This window comes from Mesorhizobium sp. P171375, from assembly GCF_057786075.1.
In genome coordinates this window covers 1,293,864-1,312,714 of the sequence record NZ_JBYNWF010000001.1, presented here as the reverse complement: position 1 = coordinate 1,312,714, position 18,851 = coordinate 1,293,864, and the positions used below count along the sequence as shown (strand labels likewise).

At 63.3% G+C, this 18,851-nt stretch carries 16 protein-coding genes and 2 pseudogenes; 8 read left to right on the top strand and 10 right to left on the bottom strand.

The window, feature by feature from the left end:
- Positions 1 to 253 precede the first annotated feature (253 nt).
- Positions 254 to 1,018 (top strand): N-acyl amino acid synthase FeeM domain-containing protein, encoded by a 765-nt coding sequence (locus ACYHH6_RS06525; protein WP_352582488.1) that lies wholly within the window; start codon positions 254 to 256, stop codon positions 1,016 to 1,018.
- Between the two features lie 140 nt (positions 1,019 to 1,158).
- A complete protein-coding gene (locus ACYHH6_RS06520) occupies positions 1,159 to 1,308 on the top strand; it encodes a DUF3096 domain-containing protein (protein ID WP_112563742.1) in 150 nt (49 codons plus the stop codon).
- Positions 1,309 to 1,316: 8 nt separating this feature from the next.
- Here ACYHH6_RS06520 and ACYHH6_RS06515 read toward each other — a convergent pair whose 3' ends face one another.
- Both ACYHH6_RS06515 and ACYHH6_RS06510 read right to left on the bottom strand, forming a co-directional pair.
- Positions 1,317 to 1,538: an alpha/beta fold hydrolase gene (locus ACYHH6_RS06515; protein ID WP_352582491.1), complete on the bottom strand. Its 222-nt coding sequence runs from the start codon at positions 1,536 to 1,538 to the stop codon at positions 1,317 to 1,319.
- 161 nt (positions 1,539 to 1,699) lie between these two features.
- Positions 1,700 to 2,131, bottom strand: a pseudogene (locus ACYHH6_RS06510) (alpha/beta fold hydrolase); the annotation flags it as partial.
- 259 nt (positions 2,132 to 2,390) lie between these two features.
- On the opposite strand from ACYHH6_RS06510, the gene ACYHH6_RS06505 reads away from it, so the two are divergent.
- The 4 genes from ACYHH6_RS06505 (at position 2,391) to ACYHH6_RS06490 (ending at position 5,773) form a co-directional block, all read left to right on the top strand.
- A complete protein-coding gene (locus ACYHH6_RS06505) occupies positions 2,391 to 2,615 on the top strand; it encodes an aa3-type cytochrome c oxidase subunit IV (protein ID WP_112563740.1) in 225 nt (74 codons plus the stop codon).
- Positions 2,616 to 2,696: 81 nt separating this feature from the next.
- On the top strand, positions 2,697 to 3,944 hold the full coding sequence (locus ACYHH6_RS06500; protein ID WP_352582494.1) for a Re/Si-specific NAD(P)(+) transhydrogenase subunit alpha: 1,248 nt from the start codon (positions 2,697 to 2,699) through the stop codon (positions 3,942 to 3,944).
- Positions 3,944 to 4,369 (top strand): proton-translocating transhydrogenase family protein, encoded by a 426-nt coding sequence (locus tag ACYHH6_RS06495; protein ID WP_435053189.1) that lies wholly within the window; start codon positions 3,944 to 3,946, stop codon positions 4,367 to 4,369. The genes ACYHH6_RS06500 and ACYHH6_RS06495 overlap by 1 nt, the downstream gene beginning before the upstream one ends.
- A gap of 6 nt (positions 4,370 to 4,375) precedes the next feature.
- The gene (locus ACYHH6_RS06490; protein WP_352582498.1) at positions 4,376 to 5,773 is read left to right on the top strand and encodes an NAD(P)(+) transhydrogenase (Re/Si-specific) subunit beta; all 1,398 of its coding nucleotides are present in this window, start codon (positions 4,376 to 4,378) and stop codon (positions 5,771 to 5,773) included.
- Between the two features lie 68 nt (positions 5,774 to 5,841).
- Here the strand turns inward: ACYHH6_RS06490 and ACYHH6_RS06485 are convergent, their stop codons facing one another.
- Positions 5,842 to 6,759: a hypothetical protein gene (locus ACYHH6_RS06485; protein ID WP_352582500.1), complete on the bottom strand. Its 918-nt coding sequence runs from the start codon at positions 6,757 to 6,759 to the stop codon at positions 5,842 to 5,844.
- Positions 6,760 to 6,768: 9 nt separating this feature from the next.
- Positions 6,769 to 7,056 (bottom strand): hypothetical protein, encoded by a 288-nt coding sequence (locus ACYHH6_RS06480; protein WP_352582502.1) that lies wholly within the window; start codon positions 7,054 to 7,056, stop codon positions 6,769 to 6,771.
- 48 nt (positions 7,057 to 7,104) lie between these two features.
- On the opposite strand from ACYHH6_RS06480, the gene ACYHH6_RS06475 reads away from it, so the two are divergent.
- Positions 7,105 to 8,556, top strand: a complete 1,452-nt coding sequence (locus ACYHH6_RS06475; protein WP_352582504.1) for a hypothetical protein — start codon at positions 7,105 to 7,107, stop codon at positions 8,554 to 8,556.
- A 262-nt stretch (positions 8,557 to 8,818) separates the two neighbouring features.
- Here ACYHH6_RS06475 and gyrB read toward each other — a convergent pair whose 3' ends face one another.
- From gyrB to ACYHH6_RS06460, 3 genes are all read right to left on the bottom strand, one after another.
- A complete protein-coding gene (gyrB, locus tag ACYHH6_RS06470; protein WP_112563730.1) occupies positions 8,819 to 11,290 on the bottom strand; it encodes a DNA topoisomerase (ATP-hydrolyzing) subunit B in 2,472 nt (823 codons plus the stop codon).
- Positions 11,291 to 11,435: 145 nt separating this feature from the next.
- Positions 11,436 to 14,066, bottom strand: coding sequence for a caspase family protein (locus ACYHH6_RS06465; RefSeq protein WP_352582507.1), 2,631 nt, complete (start codon positions 14,064 to 14,066; stop codon positions 11,436 to 11,438).
- An 83-nt stretch (positions 14,067 to 14,149) separates the two neighbouring features.
- Positions 14,150 to 14,719: an NADPH-dependent FMN reductase gene (locus ACYHH6_RS06460; protein WP_352582509.1), complete on the bottom strand. Its 570-nt coding sequence runs from the start codon at positions 14,717 to 14,719 to the stop codon at positions 14,150 to 14,152.
- Positions 14,720 to 14,936: 217 nt separating this feature from the next.
- On the opposite strand from ACYHH6_RS06460, the gene ACYHH6_RS06455 reads away from it, so the two are divergent.
- The gene (locus tag ACYHH6_RS06455) at positions 14,937 to 16,307 is read left to right on the top strand and encodes a cytochrome P450 (protein WP_352582511.1); all 1,371 of its coding nucleotides are present in this window, start codon (positions 14,937 to 14,939) and stop codon (positions 16,305 to 16,307) included.
- 16 nt (positions 16,308 to 16,323) lie between these two features.
- On the opposite strand, the gene ACYHH6_RS06450 is transcribed toward ACYHH6_RS06455, so the two are convergent.
- The 3 genes and pseudogenes from ACYHH6_RS06450 to ACYHH6_RS06440 all read right to left on the bottom strand — a co-directional run bounded on the left by ACYHH6_RS06450 (position 16,324) and on the right by ACYHH6_RS06440 (position 18,834).
- A complete protein-coding gene (locus ACYHH6_RS06450; protein ID WP_352582513.1) occupies positions 16,324 to 17,304 on the bottom strand; it encodes a complex I NDUFA9 subunit family protein in 981 nt (326 codons plus the stop codon).
- 163 nt (positions 17,305 to 17,467) lie between these two features.
- Positions 17,468 to 17,581: pseudogene (locus ACYHH6_RS06445) on the bottom strand (DoxX family protein); the annotation flags it as partial.
- Positions 17,582 to 17,832: 251 nt separating this feature from the next.
- Positions 17,833 to 18,834, bottom strand: coding sequence for an Ldh family oxidoreductase (locus ACYHH6_RS06440; protein ID WP_142867899.1), 1,002 nt, complete (start codon positions 18,832 to 18,834; stop codon positions 17,833 to 17,835).
- Positions 18,835 to 18,851: the final 17 nt, after the last annotated feature.

The following is an 18,851-nucleotide window of genomic DNA, read 5'->3' as shown; positions in this document are numbered from 1 at the left end:
TGACCGCTCAGGCGTCGTCCAAACCCGCTACGTCTTGGCGCTTTCAAGATCTGACTTCAGAATAATTTCGATGACCGCCGCCAGACCGGATCAGGCAACCACCGGCTGCGCCATTTGCTTTTCGTGTCCAAAATCGGTGAACGACCCCGGTCGTTAAGGTTAACAAGCGGTAAATAAGCAATGTTGAATTTTCAGCTTGTGTCTCATTTCAACTCGAATAGCCTACTTCCAGGCGGAATTTCGAGGACTGGCAATGGATACTGCGAAGAAGAGTGCGTCGGTTGAGGCCAGCGCGAGGATCGACTCGGCACTCAACCGATCCATGATGCAATTGCTGGATCATGTCGAATATCGTCTCATTACCGGGGGCGAAGATCTGGAGGCGATCTACCGACTCCGCTATAAGTCCTATCTGCGCTCAGGCATGTGCGGCCCGATCGCCAGCGGCATGTTCGAGGATCGATGGGACAATCTGCCCAATTCCTATCGGTTCGGTGTCTACTGCTACGGCGAATTGGTCAGTACAGTGCGCCTCCACTATATTTCCAGTGACCAGCCATACTCGCCTTCGATCGACGCTTATCCCGAAATATTGCTTCCCCGGCTTGCCCGCGGGGAAACCTTCATCGACGGAACGCGCTTCGCGACAGACCCCGACAGCGCGCCGGCGCCCGGAGTGCTGCCTTTCCTGACGCTCAGGATTTGCATGGCGGCCTACTGTTATTTTCGCCAGACCGCGATGTTTATCCCGATTAAGTTGGAGCATTCCGCATTTTATGCCCGCTTCTTCAGCGCCACGCAGAGGACTGCGGGCAAGGTGTTTCCGGGCGTTCTCCCTCCGCTCGCATTGTTCGAAATTCCCGGCAATCAAGAGAATGTTCAACGGATACTCGACCGGTTGCCGTTCTTCAGATCGACAGCGACGGAGCAAAGGCTGATGTTTGGCAATCCGGCTATCAACCGGCTGACACCTTTGTCCATTCTGCCAACAGCGAAATATTACCGCGACGCCGCCTGAACGGATGTTCATTCTCGCGCGATGGACCTTTCCGGTGGCTTCGTCGTTATCGCTTGTGGCGGCGGCGACGCGTCCCTGGTGCTGCCGTAGCCCTGCCTGAAAGGCGGTTCCTCCGAATTGTTCACGGGAAAGCAACCGACATGACAATCTCCACGCTTACGCTCACCCCGCTGATCTCGCTGATCGCCGGCGTGCTGATCCTGGTGATGCCGCGGCTCCTCAACTACATCGTCGCGCTTTATCTGATCGTCGTCGGACTGCTCGGCCTGTTCCCGCATCTGGCCGGCTGAGAGAAACGTCAGCCGGCGAAAAAGCGAAGCGCCGCAGCCACTATCGTTTCCGGGGCGTCTTCCTGCATGAGATGGCCAGAGTCAGGAACAAGTGTGAGGGCGCAATCCGGCAGCAGGGCGGCGAGCGTCTTGCCACTGTCCGGCGATATCCAGTGGTCCTCCTGTCCCCACAGAAGCGACACCGGGCAGCGAAATTCTCGGTAGCGCTGTTCGACCTCGTCGTGAAGCATTGGTCCATCTGGGCGATCTGGCGATAGAAGGCCGGCTGGCCGACAGGTCCCATCCAAGGCGCGATGTAGGGCTCAAGCTCGCTATCCGATAGTGGCCTGTAGGCTGCACCCGAAATATAGGCCTTCAAGATCGCCGCCTGGATGTAATCCGGCGTCCCCGCAAAAGCGGCCTCATGTTGCCGGACATGCTGGACAAAGGGCGAGCCCCAAGGACGCACGGCAACCGGGTCGACCAGCAGCAGCCGCTCATAGTCGCAACCGTCGATCAGGTGCGCGCGCAAGGCCGTGGCGCCGCCGAAATCATGGGCAATGACCTTCGGCCGGTCGAGCTTCCAGAAGGCAAGCATTGCCGCCAGCGCCTTGTTCTGAATGCCAAGCGAAACATCCTGACCCGTCCGTTTCTCGGACCGCCCATAGCCCGGCAGGTCGTAGAAATAGAGTGTGTGGTCACGGGCCAGTTCCGGAGCGACCCGGTGCCAGACATGCGAGGAAAACGGCGTTCCGTGGACCAGCACGACGGGCGGACCGGAGCCGGTCGTACCCCACGCGATGCCGGTGCCGTTCCAGTCAAATATCCGTGTCGGCGAGATCATGACGCATCACCGTTCGGCGGGAGCATCAAGCGATGATAGTCGCGCATCCTGTCGCCAGGAACGTGAAATCATCGGTCCAACTGCAATGGCATTGGCGAGGTCGCCTGAGGCGGCCGCAAAACCGGCTTCAGCGCAGCCGTGCTGACCGGTTTCAACATTCCTTTGAGGCTGTTGTCACTGGTCGTGCGGCAATAGCGCCATTGCTCTTGGCCCGGCTTTTCGCTATGTGCCTCAAAGATGTCTTCGAAGGGGTATTCCTATGGCTGATCACACGCCGACCGGTCCTGTCGAACTGGGCGCGAAGATGGATTATGCGGAGCACGACCGCACCTATCACGGCTTTCTGGCGCTGGCCAAATACGGTTCGCTGTTTTGCGGCGCCCTGCTCCTGGCCATGGCTTTCGGCTTCTTTGCAGGTGGCTTCTTCTCGGCGACCATCCTGTTCGTGCTGATCCTGGCCGTCGGCGCCTTCATTCTCCGATAGACTTTCAGACCCTTTGCCGGAAGGCGGCCGGACTCCGGCCGCCATGTTGCGCAAACAGGTTCCAGCCGAAAGGATCATGCGGTGGGGCAGACGGTTTTCATCCCTCGTGAACTCGACGCCAACGAGCCGCGTGTTGCTGCTTCGCCCGATACGGTGAAGCGACTTGCGGCGTTGGGGTTGGACGTGATCGTCGAGACCGGCGCCGGCACCAGGTCGCGCATTCCCGACGAGGAATTTGCCAAGGCAGGTGCCGCGATCGGCAAAGCGGCGGATGCCGGCAAAGCCGATGCGGTGCTGAAGGTGCGCCGACCGACGGATGCCGAGCTGAAGAGCTACAAATCGGGTGCGGCGGTCATCGCCATCATGGATCCCTACGGCAACGATGCCGCTGTAGCGGCTCTGGCCAAGGCCGGCGTCACCGCCTTCTCGATGGAATTCATGCCGCGCATCACCCGCGCCCAGTCGATGGACGTGTTGTCCTCGCAGGCCAATCTCGCCGGCTACCAGGCGGTGATCGACGGCGCATCGGAATATGACCGGGCGCTGCCGATGATGATGACGGCGGCTGGTACGGTGCCGGCGGCGAAGATCTTCGTCATGGGCGTCGGCGTTGCCGGCCTGCAGGCGATCGCCACCGCGCGCCGCCTCGGCGCCGTCGTCACCGCCACCGACGTGCGCCCCGCCGCCAAGGAACAGGTCGCCTCACTCGGCGCCAAGTTCCTCGCCGTCGAGGACGACGAGTTCAAGGCGGCCGAGACCGCCGGCGGCTACGCCAAGGAAATGTCTAAGGAATATCAGGCCAAGCAGGCAGCGCTCACCGCTGAGCACATCGCCAAGCAGGACATCGTCATCACCACGGCGCTGATCCCCGGCCGTCCGGCGCCGAAACTGGTATCGGCAGCGATGGTCGCCTCGATGAAGCCGGGCTCGGTGATCGTCGACCTCGCCGTCGAGCGCGGCGGCAATGTTGAAGGCGCGGTCCCAGGTCAGGTGGTGACCACGGCCAACAATGTGAAGATCGTCGGACACCTCAATGTGCCCGGCCGCGTCGCTGCGTCGGCCTCGCTGCTTTACGCCCGCAACCTGTTCGCTTTCGTGGAAACACTGGTCGACAAGACCACCAAGACGCTCGCCATCAATCGCGACGATGACCTGGTCAAGGCGACGATGCTGACCGATGCTGGCCGCGTCGTGCATCCGGCCTTCGCCAAGGCGCCGGAAAAGCCGCATGTCGAGCCGGCGGCCATTCCGGCGACAACCATGGTTGCCGGCTCCGCGCCAAAGAAGGCCGCGCCGAAAAAAGCCGCCAAGCCGAAGGGGATCGCGTGATGGATCAGACCTTGCAGAAAGCCCTCGACCAGCTTGATCAGGCAAGTGCCGCCGTCCGGCTCGCGGTGCAGAATCTGGCCAACGCGCCCGGTGGTGCCGAGGCGGCGGGTGATGCCGCGCACGCCCTGTCGGGCGGCGCCATCGATCCCTTCGTCTTCCGCTTCGCCATCTTCGTGCTGGCGATCTTCGTCGGCTATTACGTTGTCTGGTCGGTGACCCCGGCACTGCACACGCCGCTGATGGCCGTCACCAACGCCATCTCCTCGGTGATCGTCGTCGGCGCGCTGCTGGCCGTCGGCATCTCGGCCTCGGGCATTGCCACCGGCTTCGGCTTCGTCGCGCTGATGCTGGTCTCGGTCAACATCTTCGGCGGCTTCCTGGTCACCCAGCGCATGCTGGCGATGTACAAGAAGAAGGACAAGTAGAGCGCCATGAACGCCAACTTCGCGTCCTTCCTCTATCTGGTCTCCGGCGTTCTGTTCATCATGGCGCTGCGCGGCCTGTCACATCCGACCACCAGCCGCCAGGGCAATCTGTACGGCATGATCGGCATGGGCATCGCCATTGCCACCACGCTGGCTCTGGCCGTGCCTTCGGCCGGCGGCTTCGGCCTGATCGTGCTTGGTCTGGCCATCGGCGGCGGCGTTGGCGCCGTCACCGCGCGCCGCATCGCCATGACCTCGATGCCGCAGCTGGTCGCCGCTTTCCACTCGCTGGTCGGCCTTGCCGCCGTCATGGTGGCGGCCGCCGCCATCTACGCGCCGGAAAGCTTCGGCATCGGCACCAATGGCGACATCCACGCCCAGGCGCTGATCGAGATGAGCCTTGGCGTCGCCATCGGCGCCATCACCTTCACCGGCTCGGTCATTGCCTTCCTCAAGCTCGACGGCCGCATGTCGGGCAAGCCGATCATGATCGGCGGCCGTCACATCATCAACGCCGTCCTCGGCATCGCGCTGATCGTGCTGATCGTGCTTCTGGTCACCACCGAGGCTAAGCTGGTGTTCTGGCTGATCGTCGCCGCGTCGCTGCTGCTCGGCGTCCTGCTGATCATCCCGATCGGCGGCGCCGACATGCCGGTCGTCGTCTCGATGCTGAATTCCTATTCCGGCTGGGCAGCCGCCGCGCTTGGTTTCACCCTCGGCAATCTGGCGCTGATCATCACCGGCGCGCTGGTCGGCTCGTCCGGCGCGATTCTGTCCTACATCATGTGCAAAGGCATGAACCGATCGTTCATCTCGGTCATCCTCGGCGGCTTCGGCGGCGAGACTACCGCAGCGGCCGATGACGGCATCGAGCGCACGGTCAAGCAGGGCTCGGCTGATGACGCCGCCTATTTGATGATGAACGCGCAGAAGGTCATCATCGTGCCGGGCTACGGCATGGCGGTCGCCCAGGCGCAGCATGCGCTGCGCGAAATGGCCGACAAGTTGAAAGCCAATGGCGTCGACGTGAAATACGCCATCCACCCGGTTGCCGGCCGCATGCCCGGCCACATGAACGTGCTGCTTGCCGAAGCCAACGTGCCCTATGACGAGGTGTTCGAGCTGGAAGACATCAATTCCGAGTTCGCGCAGGCCGATGTCGCCTATGTCATCGGCGCCAACGACGTCACCAATCCGTCGGCCCGTGACGACAAGAGCAGCCCTATCTACGGCATGCCGATCCTCGACGTCGACAAGGCGCGAACCTGCCTGTTCGTCAAGCGCTCGCTCGGCTCCGGCTATGCCGGCATCGACAACACGCTGTTCTACAAGGACGGCACCATGATGCTGCTCGGCGACGCCAAGAAGATGACCGAGGAAATCGTCAAGGCCATGGATCACTGATCCCGGCGGAATTTCAAACAGCAAAAAGCCCGGCTTCGCACCGAGCTTTTTTATATTGAACAGGCGGTTCAGCGGTTGGTCAGAAAAACCGCTTCCTCGTCATCGCGCTGCCTGCCGCCCAGTGCTGCGGCAGCACTGGCGATGAAGGCGCCGATGACCAGCGACAGGGCGCCAAGCAGAGCGAAGGTGGCGCTGCCTTTCCTGGCGGTGTCGGCCGCCTGCTTTGCCTTGACCTTCGCGTCCTCGACCTTGGCCACCAGTGCATCGACACGCGCCTTGGCGTCGGCCTCCGAGAGACCGGTGCGGGCGGCCACCAGCTGCGACAGATAGGTCTTGTCGTCAGCCGAAATCTCGCCTGCCGCCGCACTGGCGATCAGGATGCGCGAGGCCTGTCCGACCGCTGCGGCGTCGCTGTCCGGATTGGCGGCCGCCAGCTTGGTGGCGTCGGCGGGCCGGAACAACGAATCGACGAGATAGGACGTCGCATTGTCGGCCGATGCGGGGTCGGAATTTGCGGACGCGCCAGCCGATGCGCCCATGGCGGCGCCTGATGCCACTGTGGAAGCCGCTTGGACGCCCGATCCTAGCACGGAGGAAAGCGCCGAACCGAGCACGCCGACGACCAGCAGCGTCGCCAGCGCCCAGGCAAGGAAGCCATGTGCGGTGTCGCGGAAATAGACCTCGTCGGTGTGAACGCCGACCCATTTGGTCCGCAGGCGCCCGGCAAGATAGCCGCCGACACCGGAGGACAGCCATTGTACGATGATGAGCCAGATCGCTCCGGACACCGCGAAGGTAGTCAGCGAGGCGCCGGAGCCGGACCATGGCGAGACCATGGTCAGCCCCAGCCCCGAGCCGAGCAGCATGAGGATGAAGGTCAGCGTCGAGGCCGCAAAAGCGCCGGCGATGATGGGCCCCCAGCTGACTGCTGTAGCGGAGGATTCTTCCGAAGCGGATAGATCAATAGCCGATACGGTGGGCTGCATCGACGCCTCCTACCGTACGAACAGCATGATGAGAATGATGATCGGGATCGGAATACCGAGCAGCCAGAGCAAAATACCGCGTCCCATGAAAGCCTCCTTGAGAAATCGTGATCGATGGTTTGACAATGTCTTGCGGCGACTTCCGTTCCGGCGGGCAATGAAATGATTTTGTTTGCCGGGAATGGAACTATTTGGCGCGTTGGCACGCGCCAAGACTGCAAAACTGTGGATTGGTTCACGGAGTTCCGCATCGGCTGCAGTGTATTGTTGGCTCGGGGAAGCATCCGGGGGTAGCATGGAAACAATCCCGTCCAGTCGACGGGATTGCCGTCAACGGAGACGTTGGTGCCCAAAGCTGTCGCATCGCCGGTTTCCAAAAAAGCGCCGCACAAGCCCAGCCAGGCGGTGGTGATCGTGCATGGCATGGGTGAGCAGCGGCCTATGGATACGCTGCGCGGCTTTGTTCAGGCGGTCTGGAGCAGCGATCCCACCCGCGCTCCGCCTTACGCCCGGATCCCTGATCCCGACAATCCCAGCGCCACGATCAACCAGAGCTGGATCACGCCGGACAGCCGGACCAGGTCGCACGAGTTGCGCCGCATTACCACGCCTTACGATGTCGATGGCCGCCGCACCGATTTCTACGAGCTCTATTGGGCCGACATTACGCAAGGCACGACGCGCGGACGGCTGGCCGCCTGGGTGACGAACCTGTTGTGGCGCAAGCCCGCCGATATTCCGCCTGACGCCCGCAAGCTCTATGTCGCCACGCTTTTGATCGTCATCCTCATTCTCGGCGCGGCACTGGTGCTGGCGACGTCGATCTGGCAGCAGGCTGTGTCCGTGGCTACCGGCCTCGTGATCACCGCTCTCGCCTCTTTCATCATCTGGGCGGTCGACCAGTTCGCCCTGCCCTATTTCGGCGACGTCGCCGCCTATGTGCGCGCCGAGGCGGCAACGATCGAGAAGCGGGCGCTGATCCGCGACCGCGGCCTGACGCTGCTCAAGACGCTCACGAAGGACGACAGCTACGACCGCATTGTGCTGGTCTCGCACAGCCTGGGGTCGATCATCGCCTATGATCTGCTGCAGATCTTGTGGGCCGAGTTCCGGCCGCGAAAACTGGAAGCCGTCCGCGACAAGGCCAAACTGGAAGCGATCGAGGCCTTCGACAACGTAACGCTTGGTTCCGATGGTTCGGCTTGGCCTGCTGCCGTCAACGACTTCGCCGGATTTCGGCGCGGGCAGTGGGCGCTCTACCAGCAACTGCGGACCAAGGATGCCGACCATCCGTTGCCGTGGAAGATCAGCGATTTCGTCACCCTTGGCAGCCCGCTCTCCCACAGCGAATTCCTGGTGACCTACAATCTCGCCGAATTCAGGCGCGGCCTTGCCGAGCGGCTGTTCTCGGCCTGCCCGCCAATCGCCGATGGCGGGCAGGCCGGCGGCACCGTGCTTTATCAGGAAGGTCACAGCGCCGCAGGCAAGGCGCAGCGCGCGGTGCATCATGGCGCGGTGTTTGCGGCGACGCGCTGGACCAACGTCTTCGATCGCGGCAATGGCTGGGCGACAGGCGATCCTATTTCGGGACCGATGACGGAAAATTTCGGCCCCGGCGTCGAGAATATCCAGATCGAGCTGCACAGCTCGCTCGGCCGCGTCTTCACCCACACGCTCTATTGGTCATCGACGGCAACCGGCGGCGAGGTCGCCCTGCCGGCAGGCGCCGCGCCGCGCTCGCATCTGCAAGTGCTGCGCGACGCCGTCGACCTTGGCCGCAAACTGGAACCGAGCTGAGCGGCGGCGTCGAGAGCGGTTCATCGGTGGATGATTGGCGGAAGCCTTCCCGACTTCGTCATCCTAGGGCGAAGCAGGAGCGAAGCTCCGTCGCGAAGACCCTAGGATCCATTCCGTGACCTCGATCGAAGGGGGCAGCGAGGCGGAATTCTGCACCGTTTTCAATGCCTTAATGTTACGGCATGGATCCTAGGGTCTGCGCTGCGTCGCTTCGCTCCTTGCTTCGCCCTAGGATGACGAAGCGATAGCGAGGCGCCCGTCCTCAAATATCCAGATTGGCTACCGACAGTGCGTTGTCCTGGATGAATTCGCGCCGCGGTTCGACCTCGTCGCCCATCAGCCGCGAAAACAAGCTGTCAGCATCGGTCGCGTCATTGACCTTGACCTGCAGCAGCGAGCGCACATTCGGGTCGAGCGTGGTTTCCCACAGCTGCTCGGCGTTCATCTCGCCAAGGCCCTTGTAGCGCTGCATGGTCAGGCCCTTGCGGCCGGTCGCAAAAACCGCATTGAGCAGCGCCAGCGGCCCCGAAATGGTTTCGGAGACATCCTTGCGGCGCAGCACCGGCGGCTCACCATAAACCTCTGTGAGGCGCGGCGCGTAGCGGTCGAGCTGGCGTGCGTCGGCCGAATTGATCAGCCCGGCGTCGATCTGCGCGAATTCCTTGACGCTGCGCACCGTGCGCTCGAAGACATAACCGCCGACGCCTTCATTGGAGGTCGACAGCCGGCCGGTCCAGCCGCGCTCGGTGTCCTCGGCGATGATGTCGAGACGCTGGGCGACGCGTTCGGCCATGGCGTTGGCGCGGCCAAGGTCGTTCAGCACGTCGGCATTGAGCGCGCCGGCAATCGCCGCCTGCTCGACCACGCCCCTGTTGTAACGCGTGTGCAGCCCGTTGATCAGCTGGCGCACCGCCAGCGCGTCGTCGATGGAGCCGCGCAGATCCTGTCCGGCCCGCGCTTCGCCGGAGGCAAGCGTTAGCGACGCTTCTTCCAGTCCGGAGCCGATCAGGAACTCCTCGAAGGCGCTTTCGTCCTTGATGTATTGCGAGCTTTTTCCGCGCGTCACTTTGTAGAGCGGCGGCTGGGCGATGTAGAGATGGCCGCGCTCGATCAGCTCCGGCATCTGCCGGAAGAAGAAGGTGAGCAGCAAGGTCCTGATATGGGCGCCGTCGACGTCGGCGTCGGTCATCAGGATAATCTTGTGGTAGCGCAGTTTGTCGGCGTTGAACTCGTCCTTGCCGATCGAGGTGCCGAGCGCGGTGATCAGCGTGCCGATCATCTCGGAGCCGAGCATGCGGTCGAAGCGGGCACGCTCGACATTGAGGATCTTGCCGCGCAAAGGCAGGATCGCCTGGTTCTGGCGCGAACGGCCGCCCTTGGCCGAGCCGCCGGCCGAATCACCCTCGACGATGAAGATTTCGGATTTCGCCGGGTCGCGTTCCTGGCAATCGGCGAGCTTGCCGGGCAGCGAAGTGACGCCGAGCGAACTCTTGCGGGTGATGTCGCGCGCCTTGCGCGCCGCCTCGCGCGCGGCGGCCGCCTGGATCACCTTGTCGATGACCACCTTGCCTTCGGTCGGGTGCTCCTCCAGCCAGGTGCCGAGCGCCTCGTTGACCAGGCCTTCGACCACCGGACGGACTTCTGACGAAACGAGCTTGTCCTTGGTCTGCGAGGAGAATTTCGGGTCAGGAACCTTGACCGACAGGACCGCCGTCAGGCCTTCGCGGCAATCGTCGCCGATCAGCGCCACCTTTTCCTTCTTGGTCAGACCCGAGGACTCGCCATAGCCGGTGATCTGGCGCGTCAGCGCGCCACGAAAACCGGCGAGATGGGTGCCGCCATCGCGCTGCGGGATGTTGTTGGTGAAGGCAAGCACATTCTCGTGGTAGCTGTCGTTCCACCACATCGCCACTTCGACGGTGATACCGTCGCGCTCGGCCTTGATGGCGATCGGCTTGTCGATCAGCGGTTTCTTGACTCGGTCGAGATATTTGACGAACTCTTCCAGCCCGCCATCATAGTGCAGCTCATGGCGCACGAGATCGGCATGGCGGGCATCGGTCAAAATGATGCGCACGCCGGAATTCAGGAAGGCGAGTTCGCGCAACCGGTGCTCCAGCGTGCCGAAATCGAACTCGACCATGGTGAAGGTTTCTGACGACGGAAAGAAGGTGATTTCGGAGCCGCTGCGGCCTTCATAGGTGCCGGGCTGCTTGTTCTGCTCGTAGCTGCCGGTGGCCTTGAGCGGCGCGTCGGAATTGCCGTGCGTGAAGCTCATTTCGAAAATCTGGCCATTGCGGCGGATTTTCAGCTTCAGCCAGGCCGACAGCGCATTGACCACCGAGACGCCGACGCCATGCAGGCCGCCCGACACCTTGTAGGAATTCTGGTCGAATTTGCCGCCGGCATGCAGCTGCGTCATGATCACTTCGGCCGCCGAAATGCCTTCGCCGGTGTGGATATCGGTCGGAATGCCGCGGCCATTGTCGATAACGGTGACCGAACCGTCGGGATTGAGCGTTACCGTCACCAGGTCGGCATGGCCGGCCAGCGCCTCGTCGATGGCGTTGTCGACCACCTCATAGACCATGTGGTGCAGGCCGGAGCCGTCATCGGTGTCGCCGATATACATGCCCGGCCGCTTGCGGACGGCGTCCAACCCCTTCAAAACCTTGATGGAATCGGCGCCGTATTCGGCTTCAGCGCCGTTGGTGTTCTCGGTCTGATCGCTCATGAAAACCTGTTGTCTAGATGCCGCTTATGCAGCGCGAAAAATCGGCCCCGAATCGCGCCTTTGATATTGGTTAGATATAGGCGCTAAAGGCGGTTTTTCCAAGGTTTGCGGGGATTTCCAGCCTAAATCCCCAACCGGCAGTCGGCTATTTTTTTCGGGCGTTGGAATGGGCCAGAAGGTTGCGTAAATATTTGATCATGAATTTGTCCCCGGGCGCCAGCCGTCCCGTACGGTCAAGCTCCAGCGTCAGCTTGAGCGCCTTGGTCAGCGCCGCCTTCGGATCCCTCGCCACATAGGCATAGGCGACATAGGCGCGCGCCAGATCGATTTGCCAGATCGCATTGTCCGGATCGGACTGGGTGAGTTTCTGGGCAATGGCGAGGCTGGCTTCGAACGCCGCCTTGGAACCCTCAAAGTGACGTCGATCGGTTTCCAGATAGCCGATCTTCTGCAGGGTGATCGACATATCGCGCTGCCAGTTCGAATTGGCAGGATCGAGCTTGGCCAGCCGGTCGGCTATAGCAAGACTGTCCTGATAGTTTTGCAGAGCACCGCTGGCATCGCCCTGCTCTCTAAGCACCTCGGCGACCTGTTCGAGACACACAGACAGGTCGCGCTGCCAGTCCGTGTTGCCGGGATCGATGGCGGCAAGGTCGCGCGCCGTGGCCAGCGCCTGCTGGAAGGACTCCAGCGCGAGCGGCCAATCCTTCTGGTCGCTGTGAGCTTTGCCGATCTTGGCGTAACCGACCGACAGGTCGCGCTTCAAATCGGTGTTGTTTGAGTCGCGGCGCACAAGCGCTTCGGCGATCCCTTGGCTCTTGTTGTAGGCGTCGAGCGCACCGGCAGCGTCGCCACGCTCGCGCAGAACGTCGCCGATCCTGGTGTAGCTGACGGAGACAGCGTGCTGGTGCCTGGGGTCATCGGGTTTATTCTCGGCCAGCGCCAGCCGAATTCTCAGGCTCTCTTCGAATGCCGTCTGGGCGCCATCCAGCTGGCCGGCGGTGCGGGCAAGATCACCGATTTCGTCATAGGTAATGGTCAGGTCGCGCAGCAGATAGACGCTGTTCGGCGCCGCGTCGGCCAATTGCTGCTTGATGGACAGGCTTTGCTGATAGGCCTGGGCTGCCGCACCCACATCGCCTTGCGTCGCCAGTACGTTGCCGATCTTGTCGTTCGCCGTGGCCAGATCGCCGAGCCAGTCTTTTTTGTCTCGGACCTTTGCGGTCAGATCCTGCAGCATGTCCCTGGCCGCCTCATAGTTTTGCAGAGAGGCCGACAGGTCGCCTTGCGCCATCTTGATGTTGGCGAGCTTGATATGACTGATGGCGAGATCGCGTTTGACGCTGGGGTCGGTTTCCTGACGCGCCCGCTGCTCGAGATTGGCCAGCAGTGCGGTGAAGGCGCGGCCGGCTGCTTCGACGTTGCCGACCGTCGTATAGAGGATACCGAGTTCTTCCAACGTGCGGCTCTGCCGGTCGGCCTGTTCCAGGCTGAGCGAGGTCTGCCCGGCCTCGCCGTAGAGCGACAGCACCGTTTCATAGTCCTTGATGGCGGTGGCATAGTCGAGGCTGGCGCGCGCCGCGCCGCCTGACAGAAAGCGCGTCGCGGCCTCGGAAAGGGTGCGGCTGACGAATTTGGACTTCAATGTGTTGCGCGAGACATTGTCGATGTCGGCGGCCTTGGCAAGGATCACGCGTGCGCCATCGAAGGCGCCGAGCGACAACTGCTCCTCGGCCTGCCGGCGCAGCGCCGTCACCGTCGGATCATCGGCGGCCAGGGTCTTCATGTCGTCACGCACCTTGACGAAGGCGTCGGCGGCCTCGCGCAGCCGGGCGTCCAGGCTTTCGCCGGAGAGATGGCTGTTATCGGTGCTGATCAGCGCGCCATAGAGCGGCGCCAGCGGCATGTCGGCATCGCTGGCGACCCGTTCGACTGCGCCGCGCATCTCGGGCGTCACATCCGCCATGGCGAGCAGCAGCCGTTCGCGCTCCGGCAATTGCTCGTTGGCCGCCGAGGCAAAGAACAGCTTCGGCAGTCCGTTCTCGACATAGGGCAATTGCTTGCCGCGGCTGAGGTCATAGACCTCCTGCTGCACCAGCGTCAGCACCGAGCGTATCTCAAGCCCTTCGGTACCGAGATATTTGGTCAGCGCCGCTGTAAAGGGCGAATTCGCGCCGGTTCCGTCGGCGGCCGTCTCGCCGGGCGCGGCCGAGAAGGCGAATAGCATGTTTTCCGCCTTGCCGATGCGGCCGAGGCCAGGCTTGACCTTTTCGACCAGATCCTTGATCAGCGATGTCGCGCCGCGCCCGTCGCCGCTGGTCCCGGAGAACGGATCGCTGCGGCAGGCGTCGAGCACGATCAGCCCGACCTTGGCGGTGGCGGCAACGGCGTCGCGCACCTCTTCCAGCGGCAGGCTGGTCTTTTCCAGCTGGTCGAGCGAGGAGGCATCGGCGTCGACCGGCAACAGCCGGTTGTCGCCGGAGATTTCGACGCCATGGCCGGAAAAATACACCAGCGCCACATCGGCGCCCTTGGCGTCCTCGCGAAAATCGTCGAGAGCGCGGCGCATGCGCCTGAGGTCGCGGTTGGTTTCGAGGACGACTTCGAAGCCAAGCTTCTTCAGCGCCGCTTCCATCGCCTCACCGTCATTGACCGGATTGGAGAGCTTCCGCACCAGCCGATAGTCGTCATCGGCAATGACCAGCGCCACGCGCCGCTCCGCCACCGCCGTCGCGGTGGTCGCAAGCATCAACAGCAAGGCAAACAAAAACCGCAAGTCGAACCGCCCCCGGCTCAGGCACCTGCCGACCATTCCACCTCTTTATGGCATGAGCAAGCCGGGGCCGAAAACCGGCTGCTTTACGCAGCCCGCATCGGCTTCAGCGCCTCGCTCCAGCGCGACAGCTCATCCAACATGGCTTTGGTTCCGCCCTGCACCTGCTCGCTGGCCTTGAAGGAGCCGTCGCTCTCCAGCAGTTTCTGGTAGAGCGGCAGCGCGACGCCTTCGGGGATCGGCATGATGCCGACCGAGGTCAGCAGCGGCTTGAGCGCCTGCGCGGCGCGCAGGCCGCCGGAGACGCCGCCATAGCTGAAAATGGCGGCTGGCTTGTATTTCCATTCGCGGAGGAGGTAGTCGATGGCGTTGACGATCGCCGGCGCAACGAAATAATTGTACTCCGGCGCCACGAACACAAAGGCGTCGGCGGCATCGATGGCCTTCGACCAGACTTTGGTGTGGTCGTTCTGATAATTGCCAAGCCTCGGGTGATGCGGTTCGTCCAGAACCGGCAGGTGGAATGCGGCAATGTCGGTCAGCACCGGTTCGAATTTGCCGTGTTCGCGCGCAAAACCCTCCAGCCAGTGGGCGAAGACCGGCCCGGCGCGGCCGGGCCGCGTGCTGCCGATGATGATGTTCAGCTGGTGCTTCAAGGCGGGCTCTCCTGGGCGGTTTGTAGTATCTGTTGGTGACTGTCACCTACTGCAGAGTGTCCTACCGGACAAGGCGCAGCCGTTTCACAGGCGGTCACGATCCGATGAACAGGCTGTCAGTCGAAGTATGCCCGCGATGCAGGGTTCCGGACTGCCCTTCGGTCACATGGACGCCCCGATTGCCAGCCACTACATTGAGGCATCAGCGGAGTACCTCATGGACACGCAGCCCGCTCCCTTTGTGCCACCGGCGCCCAAGCCGCGCACGACGCCGCCTTCGACGCTGGAGATGATGCGGATCGTTTATCGCAATCCGCTCGAATTGTGGGGCGAGCACACCTACAACGAACCCTGGATTTCGGCGAATGGCGTCGGCGGGCATCTGATCGTCGCCAACGATCCCGGCCTCATCAAACACGTGCTGATCGACAACGCCAAGAACTACAAGATGGCGACGGTGCGCCAGATGATCTTGCGCCCGATCCTGCGCGACGGCCTGCTGACCGCCGAGGGCGAGGTGTGGAAGCGTTCGCGCAAGGCGATGGCGCCGGTGTTCACGCCGCGCCACATCTTCGGCTTTGCCGAGCCGATGCTGCGGCGCACGATGCAGTTCGTCACCCGTTACGAGAGTGGCGGCATGTCCGATATCGCCCACGACATGACGCTGCTCACCTACGATATCCTGGCCGAAACGCTGTTTTCCAACGAGATTTCGGGCCAGCCCGGCAGTTTCGCGCAGGAGATCGACCGCCTGTTCGAGACCATGGGTCGCGTCGATCCGCTGGATCTGTTGCGCGCGCCCGAATGGCTGCCGCGGCTGACCCGCATCCGCGGCCGCAAGACCATGGCCTATTTCCGCAAGATCGTCACCGATACGGTCAAGATGCGGGAAGAGCGGCTGAAGCGCGACCCAGACACCGCGCCGCAGGATTTCCTGACGCTTCTGCTCAGGGCCGAAGGCCCGGACGGGCTGACGCGCGCCGAGGTCGAGGACAACATCATCACCTTCATCGGCGCCGGCCACGAGACGACCGCGCGGGCGCTGGGTTGGACGCTTTACTGCCTGGCCGAAGCGCCGTGGGAGCGCGAAAAAATCGAGCGCGAGATCGATGCCGTGCTGGCGCGCGAGCCCGATCCGACGAAGTGGCTGGACGCCATGCCCTTCACCCGCGCCGCCTTCGAGGAGGCGCTGCGGCTCTATCCGCCGGCGCCGTCGATCAACCGCGAGCCTATCGAGACGGAGACCTGGAACGACCTGGTGTTGCCCAAGCGCGCCGCCGTGCTGGTGATGCCCTGGGTCGTGCACCGGCACAGAAAATTGTGGGACAGGCCCGACGCCTTCATGCCCGAGCGCTTCCATCCGGGAAACCGCGAGAAGATCGACCGTTTCCAATATCTGCCTTTCGGCGCCGGTCCGCGCATCTGCATCGGCGCCAGCTTCGCCATGCAGGAGGCGATCATCGCGCTCGCCATCATGCTGTCGCGCTTCCGCTTCGATGTGACGGCCGAAACCAAACCGTGGCCGGTGCAGAAACTGACGACGCAGCCGCAGGGCGGCCTGCCGATGCAGGTGACGCGGCGCGTTTAGGGCGTGACGCCCTGTACTAAGCGATGCTGGCGGGCTTGCGCTGAAACTGGCCGGCGGCGCGGAAGCGCCAGAGGTAGCTCGGCAGGATGGTGCCGATCGATTGCGGCTGGATGTCGAGGCCGGCAAGCGTCCTGTTGGCCTTGATCGCCGCCTCCGAGACGATGTTGTGCTGGCGCAGCTGCAGCACCTGGTCCTTGGTCAAAGGCGGATTGGGCAACAGGCCGAGGATCGAGGCCTGCAGGTTGGCCACCCACCACGGCACCGGCACCAGGAGCCGCTTGCGTTCGATGACGGTCAGCAGCTCTTCCATGCATTGCTTGAAGGTCAGCACCTGCGGCCCGCCGAGCTCGTAGATCTGGCCGCCCTTGATCCTGCCTTCGACCGAGCGCGCCACCGCCTCGGCGACATCGCCGACATAGACCGGCTGGAACTTGGTCTGGCCGCCGCCGATCAGCGGCAGCACCGGCGAATAGCGCGCCATGTCGGCGAAACGGTTGAAGAAGCTGTCTTCCGGTCCGAAATTGATCGAGGGACGGAAGATGACGGCGTCGGGAACGGTCTCCAGCACAGCCTTTTCACCGAGCGCCTTGGTTCGGGCATAGTCGGACTCGGCGTTGAGGTCGGCGCCAAGCGCCGAAATGTGGGTGAGCCCGGCACCGACCGAGCGCGCGGCCTCGGCAACGGCGCGGGCCCCGAACTCGTGCAAGGTGTTGAATTTCTGCCGGCCGCTCTCATGCAGGACGGCGACCAGGTTGATGACGTGGTCGGCGCCCTGGACGGCGCGGTCGACCGACCAGCGCACGCGCACATTGGCCTGGACCGGCTGGATCTGGCCGACATTGCCGAGCGGCTGCAGATGGCCCGCGAGATCGGGCCGGCGCACCGGCACCCGGATGCGGTAGCCGCGCTTGGCCAGCGCCCGCACGATGTGACGGCCGACAAAACCGGAGCCGCCGAAGACGACCACGAGCTTGGGGATTTGCAGGATTTCGGTCATGGCTGGCTCCGGCGCTCGAAAGCTTGGCTGAAGCCGTTTCATAGTCCGTTTTGGGCCAAAGGCAAAGGGTGACGCGTCGTCGCTGCCACCCTCCTTTCTGAGCAATTCCAGGAAAAGTGTGAAGCGGTTTTCCGTCCGGAATTGCGTCTAAGTAAAGCCCCTTTCAGAACGCCTTGCCGACGCGCGCGTCGACCAATTGGCGGTTGCCGCCGCGGATGATGAAGAACAGCAGTATCGCCGCCCACAGAAGCGACTTTTCGGCGCCGGGAAACCCCTGGCTTTCGCCGTCATGTTTATCGCACTTAGCGTAAGACGCAGAAAACCCCGCCGAAGCGGGGTTTTCCGGGTGACGCAACGGTCGAGACGAGGCTCGAGGCGGCTGACCTGAGACGGCATGCGCCCGCCCCGGCCCTAAACGCATCCGACAGAAGACACCGACCGGGCAAACCCAACCCGGCAGCTATTGGTCGCCGCGATCGGCAGAAAGGTTCAGCAGGGCGCGGAACAATTCGCTGTCGCAGGACTGCTTCAGCTCGAATAGCGCTCGGCGAATTCGGAAATGCGCTGCACCACCGCCTTGGGGGCATTGATGCCGCGCGCCTGCGCCTTCTCAGCCGCCTCGGCGCGGGCGCGGCCCGGCACGTGGACGCCGAAGCGCCGGCGCAGCCGGTCGAGCTGGTCCTTCATGCGCTGCTCGAAATCCGGATCGAGCAGCTTGGGCTCGACGGCGAGCACGAACAGGCCGGTTCCCGGGCTGTCCGGTCCGCCGGTGAACCATGGCGCGTCGAGCGACCAGTTGGCGCCCGACAGGCCGGCCGCCAGGACTTCGACCATCAGCGCGATGTTGGCGCCGCGCTGGCCACCGAAGGCGAGCATGGCGCCTTTCATGGCCGCGGCCGGATCGGTGGTCGGATTGCCGCTGGCGTCCAGCGCCCAGCCTTCGGGGATCTTCTTGCCGTCCTCGGCCGCCTTGCGGATGTTGACGAAGGCGGTGGCGCTCGACGACTGGTCGATGACCAGCGGCGCGCCATCGGCGGCGGGCGCGGCAAACGACATCGGATTGGTGCAGTAGACCGGCTTGACCGAGCCCGAGCCGGCAAGCACCGCCGGCCCGTTGGTGGCGGCGAAGGAGACCAGTCCCAGCTGCGCGAGACGTCCGGTGAAATAGCCAAGCGCGCCGCACGTATAGGCGTTCTTCTGCGAGAAGATGGCGACGCCGAACAGCTTTGCCGCCTTGGCAAGGTCGTCGATGGTGCGGTCGAAGCCGGTATGCGCAAGGCCACCGCGCGCATCGGAGAGATAGACGGCGAGCGCCGGCCGGGTGATCACCGGGTCGGCATTGCCGTCGATGCGACCGGCTTCCAGCGCTTCGAGGTAATCGATGAAGTGCGTCAGCCCGACGGTCGAAAGCCCTTCCGCCTCGGCGGCGATGATCGAGGCGGTGAGCGATTGCGCCGCCTCTTCATTGGCGCCGGCGCCGAGTGCCGCCATCCGGCAAAGCCCGGTTGCCTGGTCGAGAGAGAGTTGCATGGTGAGCCTTAATGACG

What these genes read in the sequence shown, in the direction of transcription:
- ACYHH6_RS06485 (WP_352582500.1), bottom strand. Translation starts at nt 6,759, where the DNA reads ATGCAGCCCACCGTATCGGCTATTGATCTATCCGCTTCGGAAGAATCC.
- gyrB (WP_112563730.1), bottom strand. Translation starts at nt 11,290, where the DNA reads ATGAGCGATCAGACCGAGAACACCAACGGCGCTGAAGCCGAATACGGC.
- ACYHH6_RS06525 (WP_352582488.1), top strand. Translation starts at nt 254, where the DNA reads ATGGATACTGCGAAGAAGAGTGCGTCGGTTGAGGCCAGCGCGAGGATC.
- ACYHH6_RS06505 (WP_112563740.1), top strand. Translation starts at nt 2,391, where the DNA reads ATGGCTGATCACACGCCGACCGGTCCTGTCGAACTGGGCGCGAAGATG.
- ACYHH6_RS06520 (WP_112563742.1), top strand. Translation starts at nt 1,159, where the DNA reads ATGACAATCTCCACGCTTACGCTCACCCCGCTGATCTCGCTGATCGCC.
- ACYHH6_RS06440 (WP_142867899.1), bottom strand. Translation starts at nt 18,834, where the DNA reads ATGCAACTCTCTCTCGACCAGGCAACCGGGCTTTGCCGGATGGCGGCA.
- ACYHH6_RS06490 (WP_352582498.1), top strand. Translation starts at nt 4,376, where the DNA reads ATGAACGCCAACTTCGCGTCCTTCCTCTATCTGGTCTCCGGCGTTCTG.
- ACYHH6_RS06480 (WP_352582502.1), bottom strand. Translation starts at nt 7,056, where the DNA reads ATGCTACCCCCGGATGCTTCCCCGAGCCAACAATACACTGCAGCCGAT.
- ACYHH6_RS06455 (WP_352582511.1), top strand. Translation starts at nt 14,937, where the DNA reads ATGGACACGCAGCCCGCTCCCTTTGTGCCACCGGCGCCCAAGCCGCGC.
- ACYHH6_RS06450 (WP_352582513.1), bottom strand. Translation starts at nt 17,304, where the DNA reads ATGACCGAAATCCTGCAAATCCCCAAGCTCGTGGTCGTCTTCGGCGGC.
- ACYHH6_RS06495 (WP_435053189.1), top strand. Translation starts at nt 3,944, where the DNA reads ATGGATCAGACCTTGCAGAAAGCCCTCGACCAGCTTGATCAGGCAAGT.
- ACYHH6_RS06515 (WP_352582491.1), bottom strand. Translation starts at nt 1,538, where the DNA reads ATGCTTCACGACGAGGTCGAACAGCGCTACCGAGAATTTCGCTGCCCG.